This window comes from Fontisphaera persica, assembly GCF_024832785.1.
Classification (GTDB): domain Bacteria; phylum Verrucomicrobiota; class Verrucomicrobiia; order Limisphaerales; family Fontisphaeraceae; genus Fontisphaera; species Fontisphaera persica.
In genome coordinates this window covers 3752148-3777735 of sequence record NZ_CP116615.1, presented here as the reverse complement: position 1 = coordinate 3777735, position 25588 = coordinate 3752148, and the positions used below count along the sequence as shown (strand labels likewise).

The window sequence follows — 25588 nt, the reverse complement described above, 5'->3', positions numbered from 1 at the left end:
TCCCAAACTTGGTGTCTTGTCCTCTCTCCCTGGGAGAGGGTCAGGGTGAGGGAACGCCTCTCGCTTCGTTCCCTTTGTTTCCTTCTGTTTCTCCAAACCGTCCACTAAACCGAGGCACCCCCCCGCTCACTGCCGCAGCCGGAAAAACCGGCTCCCCTCCACCCGCGGCACAAAGGCCTCCGTCTCGGGAAATCTTCCCGGCACAACCGCCGCATTGCTAAACACCCCGCTCACCGTCCCTGCCGTCCAAACCTCAAAACCCTCGCCCCCGCCCGCCGGCCAGCTCAACCGCAGGTACTGCGCATTGAAGGGCGAAATATCCATCACCAGCGGATGATTCGGCGCCAGCGGGTCCGTCCCCAACACCTGCTCCACCGCGTTGTTGTAACCATCTCCATCCGGGTCCCCGCGCGCATGGCCCTGCGTGGTGTGCAGCCACGCCTGCTCCCAGTCGTCATCCAGCCCATTTTGATTGGCGTCCCGGATGCCCACCCCCTGCAGCACCAGCTCCGCATACGTCCACATCCCCGTGGCTCCGCTCACTTCATCGCTGACTTGCGCCCGCCACAGCCCCGCTCCCGCCTCCAAATAATGATGGCAGGTGTAATACGTCCAGTCGCTCGGCCCGGCGCTGGTGTCGGTGTTGCGCATCTGCAGCTCGCTCACCGTCCCCGCGGGCGATTGCAGCGTAATCCGCAAATCCCCCCGCCGCGGATGCGTCGTCTTCACCCGCAACCCCACCCACTCGCACACCAGCCCGTTGGTCACGGTCAAGTCCATCGCCGCCGCCTCCAGCTTCAACCGCGCCTGCGCCCCCGCATTCGTCGCCAGCCAACCCCGCAGCAGCAGCCCATTCGTCTGCGCCAGCAACGCCGCCGGCAGCGGGCAAAAATCTGACACCGCCAGCGCTGTCGGGGGCCCGCTGTTGGTCAGATAAAAAATCACCCCCCTCGCCCCCGCCCCGGCCGCCGCCTGAATCACCGCCTCGTAATTCGTCCCCGCCACCGGCAACAGCACATAGCTCCCCCCCGCATTCGTCGCCGACATCTCCTCCGCGCTGTTCAACGCCCGCAGCGGCAGCACCGCCGTGGGCCGGTCTGCCCGCGGCCCAAACCGATTCGGCTCCACGCTGAACGCAAACCACGGCGTCTTCGCGCCATTCGGATACACCTCCAGCCGCAGCGCATTCTCCGGTATCGCCACCGCCTGCGTCCGCACCACCGACACCTGCATGGCCGGCGGCCGGTTGCTCCACCCCTGCGCCAGCCGCACCGCCTGCCCCGCATCCGGCACCCCAAATCCCACATTCACACTCACCCGCAATCCCGCCCCATTGGTCTTCAGCGCCGGGTCCGCCCCATCATAATGCCCCGCCGCCAGCGCCAGAATCTGCTGCACATCCCTTATCGTCAAATTCGTGTTCACCGACAACAGCAGCGCCGCCAGCCCCGCCATTTGCGGCACGCTGAACGACGTGCCCGCCAAATCCCCCGTGTAATCACTGGCGTCATTCTCCGGCCAGCCCGCCGCATTCGTGCTCCATCCCGCCGCCCCGCTCAAATCCGTGCTCCACACCCCATGCCAGTACAGCCCCGTCCCGTTGGGCATCGCCAGCAGCACACACGTCCCCAGGCAACTGTACCCCGCCACCCGCCCATCCGCCCGCACCGCGCCCACCGTCAACACCCGCGGATCATTCAAATACCCGTCATCGGTCGCCAGCCGCAGGTAGGTCCGCGCATTCCCGCTCGGCCGGCACATAATCACCCCGCGCCCCCCGCGTCCCTCGCTCAACGCCACCTCCAGCGCCTGCCGCTCCGCCTCCGTCGGCCGCGTCTGCCGTATTTCATTCGACTCATTCCAACTGTGATTCTGTATCCCCACCCGCTGAATCCGATGCTGAAACATCTCCGCCAGCCGCGCACTGCTCACAAAATTCCCATTCGGAGTCAGAATCACCCAGCTCGCAAACTGCGCCTCCGGCGCCACCCCCGCCACCCCCCGCCGATTGCCCGCCTGTGCCACCGCCAGCCCCGCCACCCACGTCCCATGCGCGTCATTGGCCATGCTCGGCCACCCATTCGTTTGCAACGTGTCAAAATTGTAATGCAACCCCGCCGCCTGCTGATTCGTCAAATCCCGATGCTCCAAATCAATCCCCCCATCCGCAATCCCTATAATCTGTCCCCGCCCACGGCCCCAAGGCCACGCCGCCCGCACATTCAAATCCGCTCCCAGCGCCAATCCGTTGGTGGCCCGATTCTCCAAATGCCACTGCTGGCCAAACAACGGGTCATTCGGCGCCGCCGCATACGGACCCTCCCGCCGCAAGGGCCGATACTCCTCCGGGCACGCTACCCGCACCTCCGCCCTTTGACTCCACCGCTCCGCCAGCTCCATCGCCGCCCATGCCGACGGCGCCGCCACCACCGCCATCCGCTCCCCAATGAAAAACTCCGCCCGCCAGCCCTCCCGCCGCAAAAAATCCGCCACCCGCCCCGGCGCTTCCACCCCCACCACCACCAAACTCCCATACACACGCCGCACTCCATCCTCCCGCACCCCCGCCACCGTCCGCGCCTCCACCACCCCCGGCGCCATGGCCACCTCCACCACCCGCGGCTCCGGCTCACGCCATCCAAAACGCCGCCCCTCCGCCGCCCCCAGCCCGAGCGCCAGCGCCAGCACTCCCACCCATCCCCATCGCCATAAACCATTCATGATTGCCGCCCCAACATAACGGCAATCCCCCCCTTTTTCCACCCCACACTCCCACGGCGAATAACCCCACCGGCGTGCAACGGCAGATTTTTGCGCCGTTTCCCCGCGGCTCATGCCCCCCGGACGGCCGCCCAAGACCCGCCCCCGACTGGCCCGCATTTTTGCCCTTGTTCAAGGCGCGCCAAAGCGTTTACATCCCCCGTATGAAAATCCTGTGCAAATGGCTGGCGCTGGCCGCCAGCTTGTGGGCCAGCATCGCAGGCGGCGCAGACAAGCCCAACCTCGTATTCATTTTGTGCGATGATTTGGGCTACGGCGATGTCAGTTGCTACAATCCGGCGGGCAAAATCCGCACGCCCCACGTGGACCGCCTCGCCTCCGAAGGCATGCGCTTCACCGATGCCCACACCACCTCGGCCGTCTGCACTCCCACCCGCTACAGCCTCCTCACCGGACGCTACGCATGGCGCACGCGGCTGCAATCAGGCGTGCTGGGCGGCCTCTCCCCCACCTTGATTGAGCCGGACCGTCTGACGGTAGGCCGGTTGTTGCAGCAGCATGGATACGAAACCGCCATCGTCGGCAAGTGGCATCTGGGCCTGGACTGGGTCCCGGTGCCCGGACGTCCCGCGCCCCCGGCCAATACCATCGAAACCGCCGAACATCATGGCAGCGTGGATTATTTGCTGCCCATCACGCGCGGCCCGTTGCAGGCGGGATTTCATGAGTTTTTCGGCATCTCAGGCTCCCTGGACATGGTCCCGTACACCTTCATTCTGAACGACCGCGTCATTGCCGCCCCCACCGTGAACAAACGGTTTCCCATGATGCTGGGCCGCACCAATGCCTTCACGCGCCTGGGGCCGGCAGCGCGCGAGTTTTCCGCCGACCAGGTCTTGCCGGAGCTGACCCGCCATGCGGTGGCATGGATTGGGCAGCAGGCGGCCGCGGCCAAAGCAGGACGCCCCTTCTTCCTGTACCTCGCCTTTGCCTCGCCGCACACCCCCATCGTGCCCACCAAACCGTGGCAGGGCCGCAGCGGGTTGAATCCTTACGCCGATTTTGTCATGCAGACCGATGACGCCGTGGGCCAGGTGCTCGCGGCCCTGGACCGACACGGCCTGGCCACCAACACCCTGGTGGTCTTCACCAGCGACAACGGCTGCGCCCCCCTGGCCGACGTCCAGGCCTTGCGCCAGGCCGGCCATGAGCCCAGCGGCCCCTGGCGCGGATTCAAAGCCGACCTCTGGGAGGGCGGCCATCGCGTGCCGTTCGTGGTCCGCTGGCCGGGGCGGGTAAAACCCGGCGCCGTCGCCGCCGACCTGGTGAGCCTGGTGGATTTCATGGCCACCTGCGCCGATATCCTGGGCGTCCCGCTGCCCCCCAACGCCGGCGAGGACAGCATCAGCTTCCTCCCCGTGTTGCGCGGAGAAAAAGGCCGGCGCGAATCCCTCGTCTGCCACAGCATCAACGGCAAATTTGCCCTTCGCGAGGGCGCCTGGAAACTGTGCCTCGCCCCGGGCAGCGGCGGCTGGAGCGACCCGCGCGACGAGGCGGCTCGCAAGAAAGGCCTGCCAGAAGTGCAGCTTTATAACCTGGAACAAGACCCGGGCGAAACGCGCAACCTCCACTTGGAACACCCCGACATCGTGGAGCGTTTATTGCGGCGGCTCGAGCAGCTGGTGCAGGACGGCCGCTCCACCCCCGGCCCGCGCCAGTCCAACGCCGTGCCCGTGGACCTCTGGAAGCGCCCCGCCAAACCGGCCGAAACGCCCAAGGCCAACCCCAAAAAAGCCGCCCCGCCCGCTACCGGGTCACCCACTGGCGGTGCTGAGTGAAGACCTTGCGCAAGGCCAGGCTGGTGGCATCTTGCAGCGCCTGCAGCTCGGCATAAATCCTGGCGCGCCCCGCATCCGGCTCGGCGGTTTCCGCCGGGTTGAGCTTCACGAACTGATCCGTAATCTCATGGATGGCCACCTTTTCCCCCGCCTGCAATCGCCAGCACCACAGCGCCTGCAGCGCCGCCCCGTAGGCGGCCCCTTCGCCCACTTTCAAGGTGACCACCTCGGCGTTGAAAATGTCCGCCATAATCTGCCGCCATAACTTCGATTTGGCGCCGCCGCCCGTCGCGCGTATCTGGCGCGGTTGCACGCCCAGCTCGGCCAGCCGGCGCAGGCCGTAGTTCATGCCCAGCGTGACCCCTTCCATCGCCGACCGCGCAAAATGCGCCGCCGTGAAGGTCCGCGGCGTGACCCCCAGCCACACCCCCGTCCCATCCGGAACGTTGGGCGTCCGCTCCCCTTCCAAATAGGGCACCAGCACCAAACCCTCGCACCCCGGCGGCGCTTTGGCGGCGGTCTTTTCAAAGGTGGCGTGGTCCATCTGAAAATCGCGCCGCACCATTTCCGTGGCCACCGTCACGTTCATCGTGCAGAGCAGCGGCAGCCAGCGGTTGGTGGAATCACAGAAGGCCGCAATCTCCCCCCGCGGGTCCACCACCGGCTTTTCCGCGCAGGCGTATATGGTCCCGCTCGTGCCAAAACTGGCCGTGATGACCCCCGGCCGCGTGTTGCCGGTGCCAATGGCGCCCATCATGTTGTCGCCGCCGCCGGCGCTGACCAGCGTGCCCTCCTGCAGGCCCAGCGCGCGCGCCGTTTCCCCGCACAAGGCGCCCGCGGGCTGGTCACTGGCAATGAGCGGCGGCAGTTTCTCGGCCAGCGCGGCATCAATGGCCTTCAGCACCGGCGCGCACCATTGCCGTTTGCGCACGTCCAGCAACGCCGTGCCCGAGGCGTCGCCGTATTCCATCACCGCCCGGCCCGTCAGCCAGAAATTCAGATAATCATGCGGCAATAATACCGTGGCCAGGCGCGCGTAATGCTTCGGCTCGTGCTTCTTGAGCCACAAAATCTTGGAGGCGGTGAAGCCCGGCAGCACCGCGTTGCCCATCGCCTTGATGGTGGCTTTCAGCCCGCCAACCTGCGCCATGATTTCCTCGCACTCCGCCGCAGTCGAAGTGTCGCACCACAACTTGGCCGGACGAATCACCTCGCCGCGCTTGTCAAGCGGCACAAAGCCGTGCTGCTGCCCGCTGACCCCAATCGCCTTCACTTCCCCGGCGACCGCCTTGGCGGCTTTCAACGCCGCCTTCATGGCCTTGGCCGTCGCCTCCCGCCAGGTGTGCGGATGCTGCTCCTTGGCCCCGGGGGGCAGGTTGGGGATGAGGTCATACGCCTCGGAGGCGCTGCCCAGAACTTTCCCCGTTTTCGCGTCCACCACCAGCACCTTGGTGGATTGCGTGCCGCTATCAATGCCGATGACCAGTGTGCGCATAAGCTCGATTGTGGTTGTATTTGGCGGCACAGAATGACCCAAACCCTCGGCCCCGCGCAATGGCAAAGTTGCCGCCCTTGGGAAAGGAAATCCTGGGGTAAGGAAAATCGGCAAGAAAGCGCAATCACAAGCGACGGTAACGCAAACTAAAGGCCAAGCAGAGGTCGTTTGTGATTAGACTGGTGGGGGAGGTATTTCGGGGATCATGATTTCGACTTCCCTGCGAAATTCTTCAACCATTTTTCTAACCTTCTGAATATTATCCTTGATGCGAATGGGTGCGCTTTTGAGGAGTTGCCAATATTCTGCGCGTCTCTGGCGTTCTCGAACCAAGTGGTCAGCGTTCAAAGCACAAATACGGATATGCCACTTGGCAGCAGGAGTCAAACCGATGAGAAGGTGGGAATGGGGGTCTTCAAAAATTTGCTCGCCGTAGTCTATTTCACGGCAGGGATTCAAAAATCGACATCCTGCCGCCTGTTCGGTTCTTGATGGCCAATGGTCTGATTTTTTTCCATTGCAATGGCGGGAAGCAGGAAAAAGGTTATCATACTGTTGAATCAGATCCTTTTTCTTGCGTGGGTCAAAATGATCCACCTCCAACGCACCCGCACGTTCGTGGTGCTGCATGGAATAGGCACAACGTCCCTTGAAGTCCCGCATTAATTCGGGAAGGACTCTGCGGTAATTCTTCCGCTTGATCGGCTTCTTAGGCGGTGGCCCTCTTTTTACCCGCGCCTTCTTGGAACTCGACATATTCCCTGAGCGTGTTCGAGATTTTTTCCAACAGCCGGTCGCGCTTTAATTGCAGGAGAATTTCCTCTTCGGGCTGCGGACAAAAAAGGCGGTCGCGCAATAAACTGAGTTCCTCGAGCCTGGAAACCTGATCGCCGGCAAGGGTGCCCTTGGCTTCAAGCAAAGCAAGGCGGCGAAATTCACGTTCCATCTGCTTTGTCCACTCCTTGGGCATCTGTCGAAAGGAATAATGAACCGTGTTGGGATTGTCCTTATGGCTATACGCTTCTACAAATGGGGCCTGCACTTCAGGCACCGCTTCAGTGGGCGCTTCAGTGGGAAGCGAAGCCTCTGCCCAAATGGTATGGCCCTGTGGCATCAGGATAGCGCTGGCGATAGAGGAAGCCACCGCGCCTTTGACAAGCCGGGCGACGAAAACTTCATCATTCATACAAGGCAACAATTAGTTGTTTTTGCACTTCGACCGAAGAACGCAGAAGAACCAGAGGCTGTGCCGTGAATGATTGCTGGGTAGAGAATGGCTTCTGGCGGGTAACTGTTGTGGTGGGGAAAACGCAAAAACAGGTTTCTGCCATGTCGCTCTGAATGGCCATAATGATAATATCGGCCACGTCGGTCTTTTGTCCAGGACCAGGCGGTGCTCCCTGCCAAGGCAATGGATTTTTTTGTTTTGGCTGGCCTATACGGGCAAGGTAATCCAGAAGTGATTTTTGGTTCTGATCCAAGCTCCTTTGGGGCAAGACGCACGAGTATTGGTCAAGCAAAATACCTGCGGCAGACATTAACCCGAATTGAATCAGGCAGTATCCCTCGTCCCGTTCCACACGGAACCTATTAAAGTACATGGTCTTGGGAAAACCATCTTTGGGCAGTTGGATTTCCAGTCGGATTTCTTTCTGTTCGGATTTGCTCACAATTCAGTGGATACCATTACACCCTCAAAGGGGTTGAGTCAACTGCACGATGAGCATTAATTGGGAAAGACTGGGTAGATCATGACCCCCCCCGTGGTCAAGATCAGTGTGTTGAGTGCATGCCGACCAGCCTAGGTTGGGGCAGAAATTGTCTAGCTGCGACCGTGCTCATGGCCTCAATTCCGGGAGCCAGTAACCGTCGCTAAAAATCTCCGTTAGGACCCCAATCAAGGTAACCAATCGCAAGAAATCACAAATGGGGCAATGCACGGGGCGGTTTGTTTTCTGTGGTATTCGCCGGGAATCTCGGGGCTTCCTCCCTCAAACAATTAGGGGCACGAAGAATGGTTTTCCGCCCCCTAGAACCGGGTGGGTTGATTACTTGTCCAGCACCAGCTCGTCGCCGCGGGCCTTCACGCGCACGGTATCCCCGGGCTTGAACTCGCCCTCCAGCAACTTCAGCGCCAGCGGGTCCAGCAACCGCTCCTGGAGCGTGCGCTTGAGCGGGCGCGCCCCATATTGCGGGTCATACCCTTCGCGAGCCAGCAGCAGCCGCGCCGACGGCTCCACCTGCAGCGCCAGTTGATGCTGCGCCAGCCGCGCCGAGATTTTGCGAAGCTGGATGTCCACAATCTGGGAGAGATGCTCCTCGTCCAGGCTGTGGAAGATGATGACATCATCCACCCGGTTCAGGAACTCCGGCCGGAAGTGGCGTTTCAGCTCCGCCTCCACCCGGGCCTCCATGGCCCGGCGGTCCGCCGGGCTGAGTTTGCCGTCCAGGAAATACTCCTGAATGATGGGCGACCCGATGTTGCTGGTCATGATGACGAGGGTGTTCTTGAAGTCCACCGTCCGCCCCTGCCCGTCCGTCAACCGCCCATCGTCCAGCACTTGCAGCAGCACGTTGAACACGTCATGGTGCGCCTTCTCAATTTCGTCAAACAACACCACCGAGTACGGCCGCCGGCGGACGGCCTCGCTGAGCTGGCCGCCCTCCTCATAACCCACATAGCCGGGTGGCGCGCCAATCAGCCGCGAGACCGAGTGCTTCTCCATGTACTCGCTCATGTCAATCCGCACCAGGGCGTTTTCATCGTCAAAGAGAAACTCGGCCAGCGCGCGCGCCAGCTCGGTCTTGCCCACCCCTGTGGGCCCCATGAAGATGAACGAGCCAATGGGCCGGTTGGGGTCCTGTATCCCGCTGCGGGCGCGCCGCACCGCATTGGCCACCGCCTTGATGGCCTCCGCCTGCCCCACCACCCGCTGCTGCAGGCGCTCCTCCATCTTCACCAGTTTCTGCCGCTCCGTTTCCAGCATCCGGCTCACCGGTATGCCCGTCCACGACGACACCACCGCGGCAATGTCCTCCTCGGTGACCTCCGTGTTCAACAGCCGCTGCTCACGAGTGACTTCCGCCAGTTGCTTCTGCGCCGCCTCCAGCTTCTTCTGCAACTCGGGCAGCCGCCCGTATTGCAGCTCGGCCGCCGTCCGCAAATCCCCCCGCTGCCGGGCGCGCTCAATGCCCTCCTTGGTTTCCTCAAGCTGGCTGTTGAGCAAACTAATGGCGTTGATGGCCGCCTTCTCATTCTCCCACTGCGCCTTCAAGGCGCGCGACTTCTCCCGCAAGTCCGCCAAATCCCGCTCCAGCTTTTGCCGGCGTTCCTGCGAGGCCGGGTCCGTCTCCCGCGCCAGCGCCGTGCGCTCAATCTCAAGCTGCATAATCTGCCGCTCCAACTGGTCAATCTCCGTCGGCATCGAGTCCAGCTCCATCCGCAGCCGCGACGCCGCCTCGTCCATCAAGTCCACCGCCTTGTCCGGCAGAAACCGGTCCGCAATATACCGGTGCGACAACGTCGCCGCCGCCACCAGCGCGGCGTCCTGGATGCGGATGCCATGATGCACCTCGTACCGCTCCTTGAGGCCGCGCAGAATCGCAATGGTCGCCTCCACACTCGGTTCCGCCACCAGCACCGGCTGGAAACGCCGCTCCAGCGCCGGGTCTTTCTCCACATGCTTGCGGTACTCGTCCAGCGTCGTCGCCCCAATGCACCGCAATTCCCCCCGCGCCAGCGACGGCTTGAGCATGTTGGCCGCATCCGCCGCCCCCTCCGCCTTGCCGGCCCCCACCAGCGTGTGCAGCTCGTCAATGAACAAAATGATTTGCCCCTCGCTGGCCACCACTTCCTTCACAAAAGCCTTCAGCCGCTCCTCAAATTCCCCCCGGTACTTGGCCCCGGCTATCATCGCCCCCAAATCCATCGCAATCAGCCGCTTGTGCTTCAGGGACTCCGGCACATCCCCGCTCACAATCCGCCGCGCCAACCCTTCCACAATCGCCGTCTTCCCCACCCCCGGCTCCCCAATGAGCACCGGATTGTTTTTGGTCCGGCGCGTCAGCACCTGCATGACCCGCCGAATCTCATCGTCCCTCCCAATCACCGGATCAATTTTGCCCGCCCGGGCCAGCGCCGTCAGGTCCCGCCCGTATTTCTCCAGCGCCTGAAACTTCTCCTCCGGATTCTGGTCCGTCACCCGCTGGTTGCCCCGCAAATCCGCCATGGCTTTCAGCAGGGCCTCACGCTGGACCCCATGAGCTGGTAACACCTTCTTCAGGGCCGGGCTGGGCTGCTCCACCAAACCCAGCAGAAGATGCTCGGCACTGATGAACTCATCTTTGAGCTGGCGGGCGGCGGCATCAGCAGCATCGAGGGCCTTTTTAAGATGATTTCCAAGGAAAGCATCTTGAGAACTGACCCCCTCAACCGTTACCCGCTCCCTCAAAACACGGTCCAAATCCGCAATAAATCGCGGCAATTGCACCCCCACCTTCTGCAATAACGCCGGCACTATGGTCTCCCCCTGTTGGGCCAATACATAGGCCAGGTGTTCTCCTTCTATCTCCTGATGACGGCGCTCATGCGCCAGCTCCTGCGCTTTCTGCAGGGCCTCCGCCGCTTTAATCGTCAATTTTTCCGCACGCATGACTTAATAAAAAGCAAGAATAATTCCATCCAATGAGCCGACTCATCATTATTAAGTACCTATAAATAAGCAACTTATATTAAATTAAAGTTGTGTCATTATGACACCTTTTGCTATAAGTGTCATAATGGCTCATAACTGACCCCAAATGAACTCTCCAATGTCACCCACCTTATGCACTCAAGGCAGCCACGATTTTTTCCAACGTCCAGCGCAGCCCATCCTCCTGCTCCTCAACCCCTGCCCATCAGGATTAACCTCCATTCTCCTGGCTACATCCGATGGCCGACATACGGCCGGGCAGGGAAGTTTCCCCGACTGTGGGCCAGCCATTGACCTTCCATCCCTATCTTTGTTGGAGTTGTTCCAATTGTTGCCGTGCCACCGGATTTTGCGGGTCCACCCGCAAGGCGGCTTCAAAGGCCTCGCGCGCCGCCTGCCGCAAATTCATCCGGGCGAGCACCATGCCCAGATTCAACCACGGGGCCGGCTCTTTGGGACGCAGGGCGGCGGCGGCGGCGAATTCCTCACGGGCTTCCACCCACTGGCGGCGGCGGGCCAGCGCCACGCCGTAATTCAGGCGGGCCTCATAACTCTGCGGCACCCGCCGCGCCACTTCCTGCAACTGCTCAAAGGCCTCGTTTTCCCGCCCGGCGCGCGCGAGTTCCAGCCCGTAATTCAGCCGGGCCTCAATCATTTCCGGCGCGGCCTCCACCACCGCCGCATATTCCCGCAACGCTGCCTCGGTCTGCCGCAGCTCCGCCAGGGTGTTCGCCAGGTTGAACCGCGCCACCGCATCCTGGGGATGCAGCTCCACCGCGCGGCGGTAATGCGCCAGCGCGGCCTCCATGCGGCCCATTTGTTTAAGGCACTTGCCCAGGTTGACCCGCACGGCCAGATGTTGCGGGTCCATTTGCAGCGCCTCATAAAAATGCTCCAGCGCCTCAGACAGGCGCTCCTGGCGCTGGAGGGCCAACGCCCAGTTCACCTTCGCCGCCACAAAGCGTGGACGCCAGCGCAAGGCCGTTTGAAACGCGGCCTCCGCCTCGGCCCAGCGCTGCTGCGCCAGCAGACTCAAGCCCAGCCCATTCCAGGCCTCGGCTGACTCCGGCCGCAGGCGGAGCGCCTGGCGAAAAAACGGCTCCGCCACTTCCGGCTGCCCCTGTTTGTCGGCCAGGTTGCCCAGCCGAAAGAGCGCCTCGCCATAATGGGGCAGGAGTTGCCGCACCCGCTCCCAGTCCTGCCGCGCGCCCTCCAGCTCGCCGGCGGCCTCCCGGCTTTCCGCCCGCCGCGCGTACAGCACCCAATCCTCGGGCCGGCGCGCCAGCGCCTCGGCATGCACCGCGGCCTGCTCCCGCAATGCCTGCGGCGTCAGGCGCGGACGCCACGCCTCCAGTTGCGCCTCCAATCGCTTGCGCTGCGCGGCGTTGTCCCATTGGCCGGTGAAGGGCGGTTGCTCCAGCCGCCGCAACACCTGCTCGGTCACCTGATGCCGGTCAAAGTCCGTAAGCGCCAGCCGCGCCGCCACCGTCTCCCGCGACGGCAGGCCGTTGCGGCGCAACAGGGCCTTCGCCAGCGCCGCGGCCACGGTGTAGTTGCCCTCGAAATTGAAATGCACGTGCTCCCAGAAAAACTCGCGCCCCGGCGCCTGCTGCGGACTGGCCTGCGCCAGCAATGCCTCCACATCCACCAGCGTGACCCCCTGCGGGGCCAATTCGGCCGCCAGCTTGCGCAGGATTTGATTCACGCGCGCATCGGCGCGGAAACGCAGGGCATCCTCCTGCAGCGCGGCCGCCCAGTCTTTCCGCGCCTGCTCCTCCCGGCCCAGGGCCGCGTGACAATGCCCCCGCAAAAACAAGGCCGCCGCATGATGCGGGCTTAGGCCCAGGGCCGCCTCCAGTTGCTCCAGTGCGCCCGCGTAATTCGTCTGGACCATGGCCTTCTCGGCGGCCCGCAAACAGGCGTCAAACCGCCGTTCCGCCTCCGGCGCCAGGGGGGGCCGATGCACCGACGCCAGCGGGGCGCAATCGCGCACATTGACGCCCACCGTGCATAAAAACACCTGCGCCCCCGCGCGCCGCGCCTCCGCCAGAATGTCCCGCATATTCCGCTCGAAGTGCGCATACACCCGCTCCAGCCCGGGCGCATCCGCGGGGACCCGCTGCTCCAAAAACAGCTCCATGCCCTCCCAGCTCTGTGGCTCATGGTCCCAGAGCCGCCGCCGCAGCGCCTCCCCGGCCTGGACGCACTTCAGCCGCCTGGCCGCCAGACTCGCGCGAATCAACGCCAGGCTCGCGCCGCGCGGGCCAAACACCGTCCCCGCGCCAAAAGGCCCCACCACCTCATTGTTGCCCGCATAAATCACCCACGCCTCGGCCTGCAACCCGCGGCAATCCCGGGCAATCTCCCGGATGACGTGCGAATTGATCGCGGTGGCCGCGGCGTTGATGACTTCCACTTTTTGCGTGGGCCGGCATTCCTGCAACATCACCTCCAACACCCGCGGCAACCCGTACGCCGGCTCGGGGTCGCCCATTGCCGCCGACTCCCCCAGCACCACCACGCGCCACGTTGTCGCAGGTTTCTCCGCCGCCACCCGCAACGGTTGCGGCGTGCGCGCCACCGCGGGCGGGAAAAATCGCCACCCAAAACGCGGATTCGACTCCAGCACCCGCCGGCCTTCGGATTCCCCGGACAGAAAAAACGCGGTGGGATAACCATAACCTGCCAGCCGCAAACCCGCCTCCAGCCCCGCCAACCACAACAGGGGCAGCGCCATGACAACCCACCGCAGCCAGGGTCGCCGCCGCCGCGTCGTTGCGGTGGACACGGCCGTCCCGCTGCGCTTGGGAGTAGTCTGGTTCATGGCCGCCATCATAGGCCAGCCCGCCGCAAGAAGCAAAACAACTGCGCTGCACCTCCCATCATGCCTGCCCCCCGCCTTCCCCCACCCGCAACGGGCGGGGTGAAGCACGCCTGCCCGTCGTCGAGGATTAATCCCCCGCCGCCGCGCCGGGCCGTTTCCAATTCTGGCGCGGGCCAAACAACGCCGTGCCAATGCGCACCAGCGTGGCCCCTTCTTCAATCGCCACCTCGTAATCGCCGCTCATCCCCATGCTCAGCTCCGGCAGCGGCGCGCCCAAAAGCTGCTCGCATTCTTCCTTCAGTTCGCGTAGCCGCCGGAAAACCGGCCGCACTTTTTCCGGCTCCGGCGTCCAGGGTGCCAAGGTCATCAACCCGCGCAATTCCAGGCGCGGCAGGGCGTTGATGGCTTTCACCTCGGCCAGCAGACGCTCGGGGGAAAAACCATATTTGCTCGCCTCGCCCGCCACGTTCACCTCCAGCAGAATCGGTTTGCGCAGCGCGAGTTTCTCGGCCCAGCGCTGCAATTCCTGCGCCAGGGCCAGGCGGTCAACCCCCTGCAGGCAATCAAAAAACTGCAGCGCGTCGCGGCATTTGTTGGATTGCAGATGCCCAATCAAATGCCAGCGCAGCCGCCCCGGGCACAAGGGCCGCTTGGCCTTGCCCTCCTGCACCTTGTTTTCGCCGAATAGCTCCACGCCCAGCGCCGCCGCGGCGCACACGGCTTCCGGGGGCTGGCCCTTGCTCACCGCCATCAACTGCACGGTGGACGGCTCGCGTCCCGCCCGCACGCAGGCGGCCGCCATGTTCTGCCGGATGCGCTCCAGATTGGCCGCCAGCTCATTCATGCGGCATCACCAGCGGGTTGGGGCCGGAGGTCGCCTGCACCGCCGGCGGCCGGGTCTGCGCCTCGCGCTGTTTTTCATTCCAGGTGATGAGCGCCGCGCCCGCCATAATCAACGCCACGCCGCACCACCGCATCAGCGACACCGGCTCCTTCAGATACACCAGCGCGGCCAGGGTGGTCATCACAAAGCTCAGCGAAGTCAGCGGCCACACAAAGCTGATGTCCTTCTGGCTCATCAGATACAGCAGGCACAGGAAAAACAGCGCCTCGAAAAACACCCCCAGCACCACCCGCGGATGCACCACCACCTTCCAGAACATCGGCCACACGTTGCGCAGCGTGATGTCCCCGCCGCCGCAGACGGCGTTGATGCCCTCCTTGAGCAGCACCACGCCCACCGCCTCGCACACCAGGCCCACCAGCAAAATAATCAGTATCTTCGTCATAAATCGCGGTATTGAATGAGCCGCAGCCCCAGCCGTTGCACGAGCGCCTTCACGCGCGGGCTGCACAAAGCATCCAGCTCATGCCTAAAATCGGTCAGCGAAGGATGACTGTAAAGCTCGGAATCACCCGCCGGCAGATGCGGCAGCAATCCCAGCACATAGGCCTCGTCCACCCGCCCGTCCTGCAACTGCCCAAAAACCGCGCGCGGAAAACGAATGCCGCGCTGCTCCAGGGCGCGCCGCTGCCCGCGCGCCAGCGCCGCAAAAATGCCGGCGTGCAGCGCCCGCACCCCATAACGCCCGCGCGCCGCCTTCAGGTTCGGGCGCAGCGGCTCGCGCACCAGCCGGAAATGCCGGATGCCCCAGGCCGGCGCCAGCTCCATGAGCAGCTTGAACACCACCGGCTGCTGATGCAGATGCAGATGGCCATTGAGGTGGTCCAGCGGCAAACCGGTGGCGCGAAAACGCTCGAGCTGCGCGATAATCTCCCGCCGCAGCGGCTCCCGCCAGCCACGGTGGAAAAAATAGCGCCACCCCACCGCCACCGGGTCCTGCCCGAAGCGCCCCTCCGGGTCCACCACCCCCCCCAGCTCGCCCGCGGGCAATGCCGCCCGTCCCTGAATCAACGTCAAATGCAGCCCCACCGCCAGCCGCGGATGCGCCCGCGCCAGCGCCACCGCCTCCGCCGCCGCCGCTTCGTTCACCATGAGACTGGCGCTGGTGAGAATGCCCTGCTCATGCGCCTGCACCACCGCGGCGTTGATGCCGGGCGCGCGCCCGAAATCATCGGCATTCACAATCAGGCGGCGGGGGGCGGTCATAAACGGCAGCGGCGGGTGTTCCTCCGGCCAAGGTCACGGCCGGCCGTAGTTGGGGGCGGTGGACCCCCAGGCCACCCGCGCCCACGTGCGCAAAATCAACCCCAGCTTGTAGCAGCGCGGCACGCGCGTGAGCCGCGGGGTGAACACATCAAAACGGCTCCGCTCCAGCCGCTGCAACAAACACCAATACACCGACCCCATCAGCTCCGCCGCCACCATGGCCCGGCGGTCCTCCGCCGGCAGAAGCTGGCGCGCCTGTTGATAAAACTGCCGCGCACGCGCCGCCATCGCCGCGGCGGCGGCCGCGTAGGCCGGCGTGTAACGGCCCGCCATGATGTCCGTCTCCCGCGCGCCGTGCCGCCGCAATTCCTCCTGCGGCAGATAAATGCGCCCGCGGCCGGCGTCCACCCAGACGTCGCGCAGGATGTTGGTGAATTGCAGCGCCTTGCCCAGAGCCACGGCATACTCCCGGCAGGCCGGGTTGCGATACCCAAAAATCTCAATGCTCAACAGCCCCACCGCCGAAGCCACGCGGTAGCAATAAACCTCCAGCTCCGCGTAGGTCTCGTAGCGTGCGATGTCCAAATCCATTTCCACCCCCCGCAGGATTTCCTCAAACAATGCCAGCGGCAGGCGGTATTGATGAATCACCGGCTGCAATTCCTGCAGCACCGGCAGGCGCGGCGCAGCGTCCGCGCCGGCCCGTTGCAAATCCTCCCGCCACTCGGCCAGCAAGGCCCGGCGTTGCGCGGGCGGCAGTTGCTCCTCGTCCGCCACATCGTCCACCTCGCGGCAAAAGGCGTACAGCGCCGACATCGCCTCGCGCTTGGCGGGCGGCAGCAGCACAAAAGCCAGCGCCAGATTGGAGGCGCTCTTGCGGGTGATGGCGCGGCTCTGGCTCATGGTGGCGGGGGCGGCGGCCCCTCATCCCGCAAGGGCGGCAGCCCGCCCGTTTCCGCCAGGGTGGGATTGCGGGGGCGATGGCTCCGCAGCCGTTTGCGGCGTTTGCCGCGGTGCGCGTGATGCGGCCCGGAGACGCTGATGCTGTCGCCCTCCGGCGCGCGTTTCCACCACCACACCGCCAGAAAAAGAATCAACCCCACCAGCAGGGCCGCGCCCAGCACCACGGTCACCGTGCTGAGCTCCCCCCACAACGATTTGGCCGTTTGCGGTGCGTTCAACAATTCCCGCGCCGAAGGGCCACTGCCCCCCTGCGCCAGCAAGCTTGATAGAATCCCCTCCGTCATGTGCCTGATTCCGGACCCGGCGCTGCGGTCTCCTCCTCTTCCGTTTCCGTGGCCATGTTCAACCGCTGCATGCGATAACGCAGGGCATGGCGCGTGATTTTGAGCTGAGCCGACGTGCGGGTCAAATTGTAGCGATTCTGCTCCAGCGCGCGCTGAATCAGCTCGCGTTCGTACTGCGCCAGGGCCTCCTCCAGCGACAAACCCGGCGTTGTCACCGGCCCCTCCTGTTTGCGCAACTGGGTTTCCAACTGAAAATCCGGCAGGCTCGCCGCCTGAATCACCGGCCCGGTTTCCAGAATCACCGCGCGCTCAATCACATTCCGCAGCTCGCGCACGTTGCCCGGCCACGTGTGGCCCATCAGCTTCTGGGCCGCCGCCGCCGAAAGCCCGGTGATGCGCTTGTTCATCGCCAGCGCAAATTGTTTCAGAAAATACTCCGCCAGCAGCAGCACATCCTGCCCCCGCTCCCGCAGCGGCGGCGGGCGGAATTGCACCACGTTGAGCCGGTGAAACAAATCCTCGCGGAATTGATGCTCCTTGATGGCCTCCACAATGTCCCGGTTGGTCGCGGCAATCAGCCGCACATGGACCCGCAGCTCCTCGTTGCCCCCCACCCGCGTGAAGGTGCCGTCCTCCAAAAACCGCAGCAGCTTGGCCTGCAACGGCCGGCTCATGTCGCCAATCTCATCCAGGAAAATCGTGCCCCCATCGGCCTCCTCCACCCGCCCCGGCTTGGTGCGCACCGCCCCGGTGAACGCCCCTTTTTCGTGCCCGAACAGCTCGCTCTCCAGCAGCGTCTCGGGGATGGCCGCGCAATTGATGCGCACATAATTCTTTTCCCGCCGCGGACTCAGGCTGTGCAGCGCCCCCGCAATCAGCTCCTTGCCGGTGCCACTCTCGCCCAGGATTAACACCGTGGCGTTGGACTGCGCCACCGTCTGTATCAGCCGCCGCAGCTCCACCATGGCCGGGCACTCGCCGATGATTTGCTCCAGCCGCGCCGGCTCATGCGCCCGATGCCGCAACGCCTTGTTTTCCTCCACCAGCCGGTACCGCTCGGCGCAGCGCGCCACCGCCAGCAGCAGCTCCTCCGGCGCAAACGGCTTGGCCAGATAATCCATCGCCCCCGCCTTGATGGCCTCCACGGCCAGCTTCGGCGTGGCATAGGCGGTAATCATCAGCAGCGGCAAATCCGGCCAGCGCTGATGCGCCTCCCGCACAAAATCATACCCGCTCAACCCCCCCAGCCGGGCATCGGTGATGACCATGAAACACTTCTCCTGCTCCAGCACCTTCAACGCCCCCTCGGCGGACTCCACCGCCCGCACCTGATACCCTTCGGCGGTCAACGCCGCCTCCAGCGACAGGCGCATGTTGCGCTCGTCATCCACCACCAGCACCGCAGGCAGCTCAATGTTCATGATGCCCGTTTCCCAAACGTATTCGGAGGCAACGTTATGATGAACCGCGCCCCTTTTCCAAGCTCAGATTCAGCCCGGATGCGCCCCCCATACACCTCCAGCGTGTGCTTCACAATCGCCAGCCCCAGCCCCGTGCCCCGCGGCTTGGTGCTGTAATAGGCCTCAAAAATCCGCTCCAGCCGGTCCCGCGGAATGCCCGGCCCGCTGTCGGCCACCTCAATCACCACCGTCCCATCCTCCTTCCGCTGCACCGTGAGTTCAATCCGCCCCTTGCCCTCCATCGCCTCCCGCGCGTTCTGCAGCAAATTCACAAAAATCTCCGCCAACTGCCCCCGCTGCATCACCACCTGCGGCGACTCCGCCGGATACCGCCGCACCATCTCCACCGCAAATCCGGCCTGCGCCGGAAACACCTGCTCCACCGCCCGCTCCAGTTCCTCCACCACGTCCAGCCGCTCCACCCGCGCATCGGCCAGCTTCGCGTAGCCCATCAGCTCCGTCACAATCCGGTCTATCCGCTCCACCTCTTCGCGGATGATGCCAATCTGCCCCCGCACGACTTCCTTCTCCTGGCTCAAGAGGCGCTGCAGGTTGAAGGCGGCATTGTTGATGATCCCCAGCGGATTTTTCAGTTGATGCGCAATCTCGGCGGACAGCCGCCCCGCCGCGTCTATCTGCCCCTGCCGCGCCGCCAGCTCCCGCGCCTCCTCCTCCGCCAGCCGCTGCTTCTCCAGCAGTATCTGCAGGCCGTAGCAAATGAACGTCAGCAAAAACAACACCAGCACCCGCAACACAAAAGGCTCCGCCTGATATTCCACCGGCGGCAGCCCCAGCGCCTGGCGCACCTGGGGGTCCAGCCGCGGCGGCACCGTCAAATTGGTGGCCAGCGGCGGCGGCGCCACCTCTCCCCCCGAACCCGGCAGGGCCGGCTTGGGCGGAGCCACGTTGGTGACCATTCCCCGCAGCCGGCCGGCCAGGTACGCCGCCTCCATTTCCGCCGTGATGGCATCCGCCCGGGCCTGCGCCATGTAGAGCAGGCCGGCGGCCAGATACATGAAACATATCGCAAAATTGAGCGTCAATTGCTGGCGCACCAGCGAGAACGTCAGCGCGTTGCGCACAATCATCACCGGAAACAGCCAGAACAACAGGCTCTCAAATCCGGTGGTGATGAGCACCAGCGAGCTGACCAGCGCCCCGTCCAGCAACCCCCCCATCCATAACACCCACTGCAGCGCCCTGAGCGAAAACCGCCGGTAATTGAGCAGCACCCAGGCGATGATGACGTTGGCGCCCACATACGCGGCGAAGAATTTTTGCACCAGCGAGAGCGTCAGCTCCTGCATCTGCACCACCCCCAGCGACCACCGGGGAAACAGCACCGCGTAGGCCACCACCAGCACAATCGCCCCGCGCACCGGCAGCAACACATCCCGCTCCACCGTGCACAACCGCTGCAACTGCCGCGCCGGTTCCACCGGCGGCGGGCGCAGCAATTGCGCCACCTGCTGCCAGGCCCGCCAGAGCTTTTGCGAACGTTGTTCCATGAACGCCTCCTGCCCCGCCGCGCCCGCAGCACAAAACCGCCCCCCCACCCCTGGCGGCGGGCATGCCTGAACCTCATCCCCCGGCGGGCAGGGAAGTCGAGGGCCTTACTTGATGTTTTCCTTGCCCCCCTCCGGGCCTTTGAGCATGGCGATGAACTGGCGCATCGCGGGCGACAACACCTTGTGCTTCTTGTAAATCGCCGCCAGCGGACGGTAAAACTCCCCATCCTCAAAATGCACCTGCACCAGCGTCTGCTTGGCCACCTCCTGCATCACGGTCGTCTGCGGCACAATCGCCACCCCCGCGTCAATTTCCACCGCCCGCTTCACCGTCTCGATGTTGTCAAACTCCATCACCACCTGCACCTCCACATCGTGCTCCTTCAAAATCTTGTCCACCGCCCGCCGCGTCGGGATGTCCGGCTCAAACGCGATGAATTTCTGGCCCGCCAAATCCTTCAGGCGCACCGTCTTGTTCTTGGCCAGCGGATGCTGCGGATGGCAGATCAACACCAGAATGTCCTTCCGCAGATTCACCACCTCCAGCTTGTTGTCCTTGCTGGCATACGCCACCAGCCCCAAATCCACCACGTTGCTGATGACATCCTCATACACCTGATTGGCCCGCCGGTACTCCACATGCACATTCACCGTCGGATACGCCTTCAAAAACTTCTTCAAATACGGCGGCAAATCATGCAGCCCTATGCTGTAAATCGTGGCCACCCGGATTGTACCCGAAATGATGTCCTTGATTTCCTGCAACTTGCTGTACAGCGAATCGTACGTCTGGATGATTTGCTTGCTGTACTCATACAGCACCTCACCCTCCCGCGTGAGCCGGAATTTCTTCTTGCTCCGCTCAATCAACAGCGAGTTGAACTGCCGCTCCAGCGAGCTGATTTGCTGGCTGACCGCCGACTGCGTCACATTGTTGATTTGCGCGGCCTTGGTAAAACTTTCCGTTTCCGCCAGGTCGCAGAAAACTTTGAGGCTTTCAATTTGCATAAAAATAGTTAAAGCAAAATGGCCAATTATGTCAACTAATGCACGGCTGATTTAAGAAGTTTTTTTTAATCCCCGCGCCTCGCCCGCCCCTCCCTTAATCCCCTCGCCCTCCCCTTCATCATTCCGGCTTATAAATTCCCCCCCCATGGCGCAGGCGTCCCGCAGGCCAGAAACCTGCGGTAGATGGAAAAAACCAGAATCCCCCCCTACCGGCTGAACAAGGCCTCCCGCATGCCCGGCAGCGGACGTCCCCCCTGGCGGTCCCAGTAATGGTACCCCCCCTGCCACGCCCACGCCGCCCAGCCCAACCCAAAGCCCTCCGCCAGTTGCCGTACATCGCGGTAATACCGGGTGCGCGAAAGCGTCCCGGCCGACGCCGGCGCCCCAAAAGCCCCCACATGCACCGGATGCCCGTAAAAATCCCGCCAGTCCCGCGCCAGTTGCAACTGGCCCTCCACCACGGCACGGCTGCAGGGATTTTGCGCCATGGGACGCCGCTGATAGGCCTCCAGCCATTGGCGCAGCTCTGCGCTGGCCTCGGCGGGCACTGCCAGCGGCGCCGGCGGCGGGCCGGGATAGGCCAGCGGCTGGAGCTGGCCCAGCGCTTTTTCGTCCGGCCACAGCCCCAGCCGCGTGAAATAACGCGGTTCCCGGCAGTGCACCGTCACAATGACGTTTTCCTCTTCCGCCGGCAATCGCAGATGCACCAGCTCCTCGGGGCGGTTGCCGTCGGCCGGCCCCAGGAACACCGTGCGCATGGGATTATGGGCGCGAAGCAGCTCCAGCGCCCGCGCGTACAACCCATTAAGCCAGGCCGTCGTCACCGCCTGTCGCGGCTCGTCCAGCAGCTCGAACGCCACCCCGGGATGCACCTCCGCACATTGCGCGGCCACCTGCCGCCACAACGCCACCCATTGATTGCTGTGCGCCTGCGGTTGCGTGTGAAAAGCCTCCGGCGCCCGCATCGCCAGAATCACAAACAACCCCTGATTCAACGCGTTGGACGCCACCTGCATCACCTGCTGCACAAAGCGCGGGTCCAATCGGTAATCCGGCGCCGGCCCCGCATGGTAATGCCACGCCACCGGCAGCCGCACATGGTCAAATCCCTCGCGTTTCATCTGCGCAAAATCCGCCTCCGTGCACTCCTCCTTGTCGGGACTCTGCGGCGGCAGCTCCAGCAGCCGCGTGAGGTTGATGCCCCGCCGGTAATAGGCCGCCGCCTGATGCGCCAACGTATTCCGGTCACTGAGCGGGCGCATCGCCTCCGGCCCCAATATCGGCAAGGCCCGCGCCGCCCATTGCAGGGTCACCGGCACGTTGCTGCGCACCTGCACCGTCTGGCGCAACGGGCGCTCGCACCAAACCCGCGCGTAATTGGCCCCCTCCACCGGCGGCAACGGCCCCGCATTGACCACCCCGCCACCCTCCCACGCCACCGGCCGATTCCCCACATAATGCTCAAAATTGGCATTGGTCAGCAGCATCCCTGTCACCCGAAAATCATCCCATGCCACCTCCTGCCGCCACGGTAAACCGTTGGTGGAAACCTCCCGCGGCGAAGTCAGCGTCACCGTGACCTCCCCACTCTGCGCGGGCAGCCATTCGGCCTGAAACACCGTCCAGCCAAACGGCACCACCGGCAACCGCAGCCGTGCCACCGCCCCCGTGCCGCCAGCCTGCCGTTCCGGGAACCACTCCACCTGGCCGCGGGGACTGGTCACCTCCAGGCGGCTCAGCACCCCCGTGCCGCCACTCGCCCGCAACTCCACCCACGCCTCCAGCGCCTGCCGCACCGGCGGCTGGGGCGGCATCCCTGGGATGGCCGCCAAAACGGCGCCCAAGCTCAACGCCCAACAGCAGAGGATGATTCGCATGGCGCCATTATCCGGGCCGCCCCTCTCAAAGTCAAAGCCGCTCTCGCCTCCACCCCTTTCCCCGTAGCGCAGGCATCTCCCCTTGTAGCGCAGGCGTCTCGTCCCGCAGGCCGGGCACCAAGTGGAAAATGTCGTAGCGCAGGCGTCTCGTCCCGCGGAGCGGGATCTGGCCTGCGTCCCGCAGGCCCTCGTCACAAGAATTAGGGCTCATTCGCGCCGCATCCATCCCCCTCTCCCTCTCCCATGGGGAGCGGGCCGGTGTGAAGGAGGGCAAAGCCTGTTCCCAAACTTGGTGTATTTCCCTCTCCCATCATCAGAGGGTCAGAGTGAGGGGACACTTCTCTCCCTTCGTTCTCTTCGTTTCCTTCTGTTTCTTCAAACTCTCCACCAAACCGCGGCAACCCCCCTCGAGCCTTTTCCCCCTTACAACTCCCGCGCCGTTTTCGCCAGCCAATCAGCCAGCTCCGTCTCGCCCAGCCCCTCCGTCCGATGCGTCAACGCGCTGCGCTTGCGCAGACCCTCATACGCCGTCTGCAACGGTACCGTATTCACGTGCCCCGCCGTGTGATGCAACAACACCGGCCGCGGCGCTGCCAGCAATACCAATCCTTCCACCCCTCCCACCCGCCGCAGGCCGGGCACAAACAACTCCGGCCGCAACAAAGTCCCCTCCTCGCCGGCGTTCAATCCAGCCAAATCCGCCGCCACCGCCGACACGGCCGGAGCCGCCAGCAAAGCCCACCAACCCGCAACCTCCACCCCGCAGAGGACCACCGCCTGCCGGGTTTGCTGCCGGAAAAACGTGCAGGCCGTAATCAAATCCTGCGCCCGCTCCTGCGCATCGGTGCGATTATAAGTGGCAAAAAACAGCTCCACTTGCTGCGCCCGTTTTTTGGCGATTTCAGCATCCGCCAATTCCCCCGTTTGAAACACGTCCACCAGCAGCACCTGCATCCGCCGCGCCAGCAGCTCCCGCGCCAGTCCGCGCGGTTTGCCCTGCTCATCCAGAAACGCCTGCTTCCCCGCCGGATGCGCCAACACCACCGCGCCCTGCGCCTTGCGGCCGGCGGGGGCCAGCCACACCGCCGCCAGCCGGTCCCCGCGATGCGCGCGGCCAAGGGCCAGGCGGGTCAGGGTCAGGTTTTCGACCGTCTGCTGGCCCAGCGTTTGCGAGACAACTTCCGGCGCCACCTCCACCTGCAGGGCATGGCGCCACGCCGGCTGATAAATCTCCTGATAACGTTTGTGCGACGTAGGCCCCACCGGACACAAGGCCTGCCACTGGGCGCGCGCCTGGGCCTTCCATTGGTCACTCAACCCCTTGATGCTCAGCGTATCCGCCGGCCGCGCCCGCCGCCCAAACACCCGCAAATCCAGGTTGGTGGCGGCCGGATAAGGCCGCTCCTGCGCCAGTGCGGCATCGTTTTTCTGGAGCAGGTGCTCCGCCAGAAACGCATACACCTGCTCACGCGTGGCCTGATTGTAGTTGTGCCCAAACGGCAGCACCGGATACCGCACCGCCTGCTCCGCCCCAAACAACCGGTAAATCGAGGCAATGGCCGGTCCTTCCACGGTCAAAAACATCCGCGTCCAATCCCCCGTGGCCGCCACAAAGATTTGCGGCTTGGGCACCGGCACCGCCGCAATTTCCATGTTGGAATACTCAATGCGCAATCCCGGCATGTTCTCGCACGAACAGCCCCCCTGCATGCTGTGCGAAACCATCACCGTGGGCGCCAGCACCGCCGGGCGCTCATCAATCGCGCCCAAAATGAACGTTTGCGTGCCGCCGCCACTCGCCCCCGTGCAGCCAATGCGCCGCGCGTCCACGTCCGGCAGCGACGCCAGAAAATCCAGCGCCCGAATCGAATTCCACGTCTGCAGCCCCATCAGATTCACATTCCACAACAAGTCCTCCGGCTGCGTCCCAAATCGCCGGTGATAATTGTACCCCGGCTCCTGCGCCGCATCCGCAAACTGCGTGTCATTGTACCCCACCATGTCATACGCAAACGCCACCATCCCCATCCGCGCCTGATGAATGCACCGCGCCGGGATGCTCCCCTGCGCTGTGTCCTCCAGCCGGCCACGGCTCCAATGCCCATGCGGATTCAACACCCCCGGAAACGGCCCCCGCCCCTTGCCCAGCGGCCGGTACAAATTGCCCGCCAGATAAAAGCCGGGCAGCGTCCGGATATAAACCTTCTCCACGCTGAAATCCCCGTGCTCCGTCCGGTCAAATATTTGGGCATCCAGTGTCGCCTTTTCGGGCATGGGCCACAATCCGGCGCTGAATAAAATTTGCCGGCGAATCTCCTCCCGGCGGCTCAACCATTGCTCCTTCGTGGTAACAGCGGGAAAAGTCCGCGGCGTATTGTAGGTCCACGGCTCCCGCAAACGCGCATCGCGCTCCGGCAGGGCCGGCGCGGCGGCCGCCGCCGGCAGCGCCGCCCAAAAACAAACACATCCCCAATACACCAACGCCTGGCACAAGGTGGTCTTCATGACCTGCCTTTATATAATTCCAGCCGCCCAAAGAAAACCAAAAAGGGCGGCCTCCAGCGGGCGCGCCCCGCCCCACAACGCAGCACCAGCAGCACGCCCAAATGCGGACCATGCAAAACCCCGCCACGCCCCTGCCCCACTAACCCGCCGCCACCCTCCTCAAAAACAGCTCAGGCCCACCCCGATTTTTCGCCCCCTTGAAAATGGCGTGCAACTTGCTTGCTCTCCAGGGGGAGAATCCGTTATATGAAGGCCAGCGCAGGATGCCACGTTGTCGCGACGGTCCTTTGGCCGCCGCGGT

At 63.9% G+C, this 25588-nt stretch carries 18 protein-coding genes; 1 reads left to right on the top strand and 17 read right to left on the bottom strand.

The features are described 5' to 3' along the window. Positions 1 to 126 precede the first annotated feature (126 nt). Entirely contained in the window at positions 127 to 2721 is a 2595-nt protein-coding gene (locus tag NXS98_RS14175; protein WP_283845675.1) for a S8 family serine peptidase, read from the bottom strand. Positions 2722 to 2924: 203 nt separating this feature from the next. Between NXS98_RS14175 and NXS98_RS14170 the strand changes: the two genes are divergently transcribed. Continuing rightward, positions 2925 to 4559 (top strand): sulfatase family protein, encoded by a 1635-nt coding sequence (locus tag NXS98_RS14170; protein ID WP_283845674.1) that lies wholly within the window; start codon positions 2925 to 2927, stop codon positions 4557 to 4559. Here the strand turns inward: NXS98_RS14170 and xylB are convergent. From xylB to NXS98_RS14090, 16 genes are all read right to left on the bottom strand, one after another. After that, positions 4528 to 6054: a xylulokinase gene (gene xylB / locus NXS98_RS14165; protein WP_283845673.1), complete on the bottom strand. Its 1527-nt coding sequence runs from the start codon at positions 6052 to 6054 to the stop codon at positions 4528 to 4530. The two genes, NXS98_RS14170 and xylB, sit on opposite strands and share 32 nt — an antisense overlap. A 174-nt stretch (positions 6055 to 6228) precedes the next feature. After that, positions 6229 to 6684, bottom strand: a complete 456-nt coding sequence (locus NXS98_RS14160) for an HNH endonuclease (RefSeq protein ID WP_283845672.1) — start codon at positions 6682 to 6684, stop codon at positions 6229 to 6231. 79 nt (positions 6685 to 6763) lie between these two features. Further along, the gene (locus tag NXS98_RS14155) at positions 6764 to 7240 is read right to left on the bottom strand and encodes a hypothetical protein (protein ID WP_283845671.1); all 477 of its coding nucleotides are present in this window, start codon (positions 7238 to 7240) and stop codon (positions 6764 to 6766) included. Next, positions 7233 to 7724 carry a hypothetical protein gene (locus tag NXS98_RS14150; protein ID WP_283845670.1) on the bottom strand — a complete coding sequence of 164 codons (492 nt, stop codon included), beginning with the start codon at positions 7722 to 7724 and terminating at the stop codon, positions 7233 to 7235. The genes NXS98_RS14155 and NXS98_RS14150 overlap by 8 nt, the downstream gene beginning before the upstream one ends. 378 nt (positions 7725 to 8102) lie before the next feature. Further along, the gene (gene clpB, locus NXS98_RS14145) at positions 8103 to 10706 is read right to left on the bottom strand and encodes an ATP-dependent chaperone ClpB (protein ID WP_283845669.1); all 2604 of its coding nucleotides are present in this window, start codon (positions 10704 to 10706) and stop codon (positions 8103 to 8105) included. 346 nt (positions 10707 to 11052) lie between these two features. Continuing rightward, the gene (locus NXS98_RS14140; RefSeq protein WP_283845668.1) at positions 11053 to 13572 is read right to left on the bottom strand and encodes a tetratricopeptide repeat protein; all 2520 of its coding nucleotides are present in this window, start codon (positions 13570 to 13572) and stop codon (positions 11053 to 11055) included. A gap of 127 nt (positions 13573 to 13699) precedes the next feature. Further along, positions 13700 to 14416, bottom strand: a complete 717-nt coding sequence (locus NXS98_RS14135; RefSeq protein ID WP_283845667.1) for a YggS family pyridoxal phosphate-dependent enzyme — start codon at positions 14414 to 14416, stop codon at positions 13700 to 13702. Then, positions 14409 to 14861, bottom strand: coding sequence for an EamA family transporter (locus tag NXS98_RS14130; RefSeq protein ID WP_283845666.1), 453 nt, complete (start codon positions 14859 to 14861; stop codon positions 14409 to 14411). The genes NXS98_RS14135 and NXS98_RS14130 overlap by 8 nt, the downstream gene beginning before the upstream one ends. Further along, the gene (hpnK, locus tag NXS98_RS14125; protein WP_283845665.1) at positions 14858 to 15682 is read right to left on the bottom strand and encodes a hopanoid biosynthesis-associated protein HpnK; all 825 of its coding nucleotides are present in this window, start codon (positions 15680 to 15682) and stop codon (positions 14858 to 14860) included. The genes NXS98_RS14130 and hpnK overlap by 4 nt, the downstream gene beginning before the upstream one ends. Positions 15683 to 15715: 33 nt before the next feature. After that, complete coding sequence (gene hpnD, locus NXS98_RS14120; protein ID WP_283845664.1) at positions 15716 to 16585, bottom strand: presqualene diphosphate synthase HpnD; 870 nt, start codon at positions 16583 to 16585, stop codon at positions 15716 to 15718. Beyond that, positions 16582 to 16929, bottom strand: a complete 348-nt coding sequence (locus NXS98_RS14115) for a hypothetical protein (RefSeq protein WP_283845663.1) — start codon at positions 16927 to 16929, stop codon at positions 16582 to 16584. Before NXS98_RS14115 ends, hpnD begins: the two co-directional genes overlap by 4 nt. Continuing rightward, a complete protein-coding gene (locus NXS98_RS14110; RefSeq protein WP_283845662.1) occupies positions 16926 to 18350 on the bottom strand; it encodes a sigma-54-dependent transcriptional regulator in 1425 nt (474 codons plus the stop codon). Before NXS98_RS14110 ends, NXS98_RS14115 begins: the two co-directional genes overlap by 4 nt. Further along, positions 18347 to 19897 carry a sensor histidine kinase gene (locus tag NXS98_RS14105; RefSeq protein WP_283845661.1) on the bottom strand — a complete coding sequence of 517 codons (1551 nt, stop codon included), beginning with the start codon at positions 19895 to 19897 and terminating at the stop codon, positions 18347 to 18349. Before NXS98_RS14105 ends, NXS98_RS14110 begins: the two co-directional genes overlap by 4 nt. 105 nt (positions 19898 to 20002) lie before the next feature. Continuing rightward, complete coding sequence (locus NXS98_RS14100) at positions 20003 to 20905, bottom strand: LysR family transcriptional regulator (RefSeq protein WP_283845660.1); 903 nt, start codon at positions 20903 to 20905, stop codon at positions 20003 to 20005. 206 nt (positions 20906 to 21111) lie between these two features. Continuing rightward, the gene (locus NXS98_RS14095; RefSeq protein ID WP_283845659.1) at positions 21112 to 22782 is read right to left on the bottom strand and encodes a glycoside hydrolase family 5 protein; all 1671 of its coding nucleotides are present in this window, start codon (positions 22780 to 22782) and stop codon (positions 21112 to 21114) included. A gap of 423 nt (positions 22783 to 23205) precedes the next feature. After that, entirely contained in the window at positions 23206 to 25287 is a 2082-nt protein-coding gene (locus tag NXS98_RS14090; RefSeq protein ID WP_283845658.1) for an acetylxylan esterase family protein, read from the bottom strand. Positions 25288 to 25588: the final 301 nt, after the last annotated feature.

What these genes read in the sequence shown, in the direction of transcription:
- NXS98_RS14170 (WP_283845674.1), top strand. Translation starts at nt 2,925, where the DNA reads ATGAAAATCCTGTGCAAATGGCTGGCGCTGGCCGCCAGCTTGTGGGCC.
- NXS98_RS14105 (WP_283845661.1), bottom strand. Translation starts at nt 19,897, where the DNA reads ATGGAACAACGTTCGCAAAAGCTCTGGCGGGCCTGGCAGCAGGTGGCG.
- NXS98_RS14160 (WP_283845672.1), bottom strand. Translation starts at nt 6,684, where the DNA reads ATGCAGCACCACGAACGTGCGGGTGCGTTGGAGGTGGATCATTTTGAC.
- NXS98_RS14140 (WP_283845668.1), bottom strand. Translation starts at nt 13,572, where the DNA reads ATGAACCAGACTACTCCCAAGCGCAGCGGGACGGCCGTGTCCACCGCA.
- NXS98_RS14155 (WP_283845671.1), bottom strand. Translation starts at nt 7,240, where the DNA reads ATGAATGATGAAGTTTTCGTCGCCCGGCTTGTCAAAGGCGCGGTGGCT.
- NXS98_RS14135 (WP_283845667.1), bottom strand. Translation starts at nt 14,416, where the DNA reads ATGAATGAGCTGGCGGCCAATCTGGAGCGCATCCGGCAGAACATGGCG.
- NXS98_RS14175 (WP_283845675.1), bottom strand. Translation starts at nt 2,721, where the DNA reads ATGAATGGTTTATGGCGATGGGGATGGGTGGGAGTGCTGGCGCTGGCG.
- clpB (WP_283845669.1), bottom strand. Translation starts at nt 10,706, where the DNA reads ATGCGTGCGGAAAAATTGACGATTAAAGCGGCGGAGGCCCTGCAGAAA.
- NXS98_RS14100 (WP_283845660.1), bottom strand. Translation starts at nt 20,905, where the DNA reads ATGCAAATTGAAAGCCTCAAAGTTTTCTGCGACCTGGCGGAAACGGAA.
- NXS98_RS14110 (WP_283845662.1), bottom strand. Translation starts at nt 18,350, where the DNA reads ATGAACATTGAGCTGCCTGCGGTGCTGGTGGTGGATGACGAGCGCAAC.
- hpnK (WP_283845665.1), bottom strand. Translation starts at nt 15,682, where the DNA reads ATGACCGCCCCCCGCCGCCTGATTGTGAATGCCGATGATTTCGGGCGC.
- hpnD (WP_283845664.1), bottom strand. Translation starts at nt 16,585, where the DNA reads ATGAGCCAGAGCCGCGCCATCACCCGCAAGAGCGCCTCCAATCTGGCG.
- NXS98_RS14095 (WP_283845659.1), bottom strand. Translation starts at nt 22,782, where the DNA reads ATGCGAATCATCCTCTGCTGTTGGGCGTTGAGCTTGGGCGCCGTTTTG.
- xylB (WP_283845673.1), bottom strand. Translation starts at nt 6,054, where the DNA reads ATGCGCACACTGGTCATCGGCATTGATAGCGGCACGCAATCCACCAAG.
- NXS98_RS14090 (WP_283845658.1), bottom strand. Translation starts at nt 25,287, where the DNA reads ATGAAGACCACCTTGTGCCAGGCGTTGGTGTATTGGGGATGTGTTTGT.
- NXS98_RS14130 (WP_283845666.1), bottom strand. Translation starts at nt 14,861, where the DNA reads ATGACGAAGATACTGATTATTTTGCTGGTGGGCCTGGTGTGCGAGGCG.
- NXS98_RS14115 (WP_283845663.1), bottom strand. Translation starts at nt 16,929, where the DNA reads ATGACGGAGGGGATTCTATCAAGCTTGCTGGCGCAGGGGGGCAGTGGC.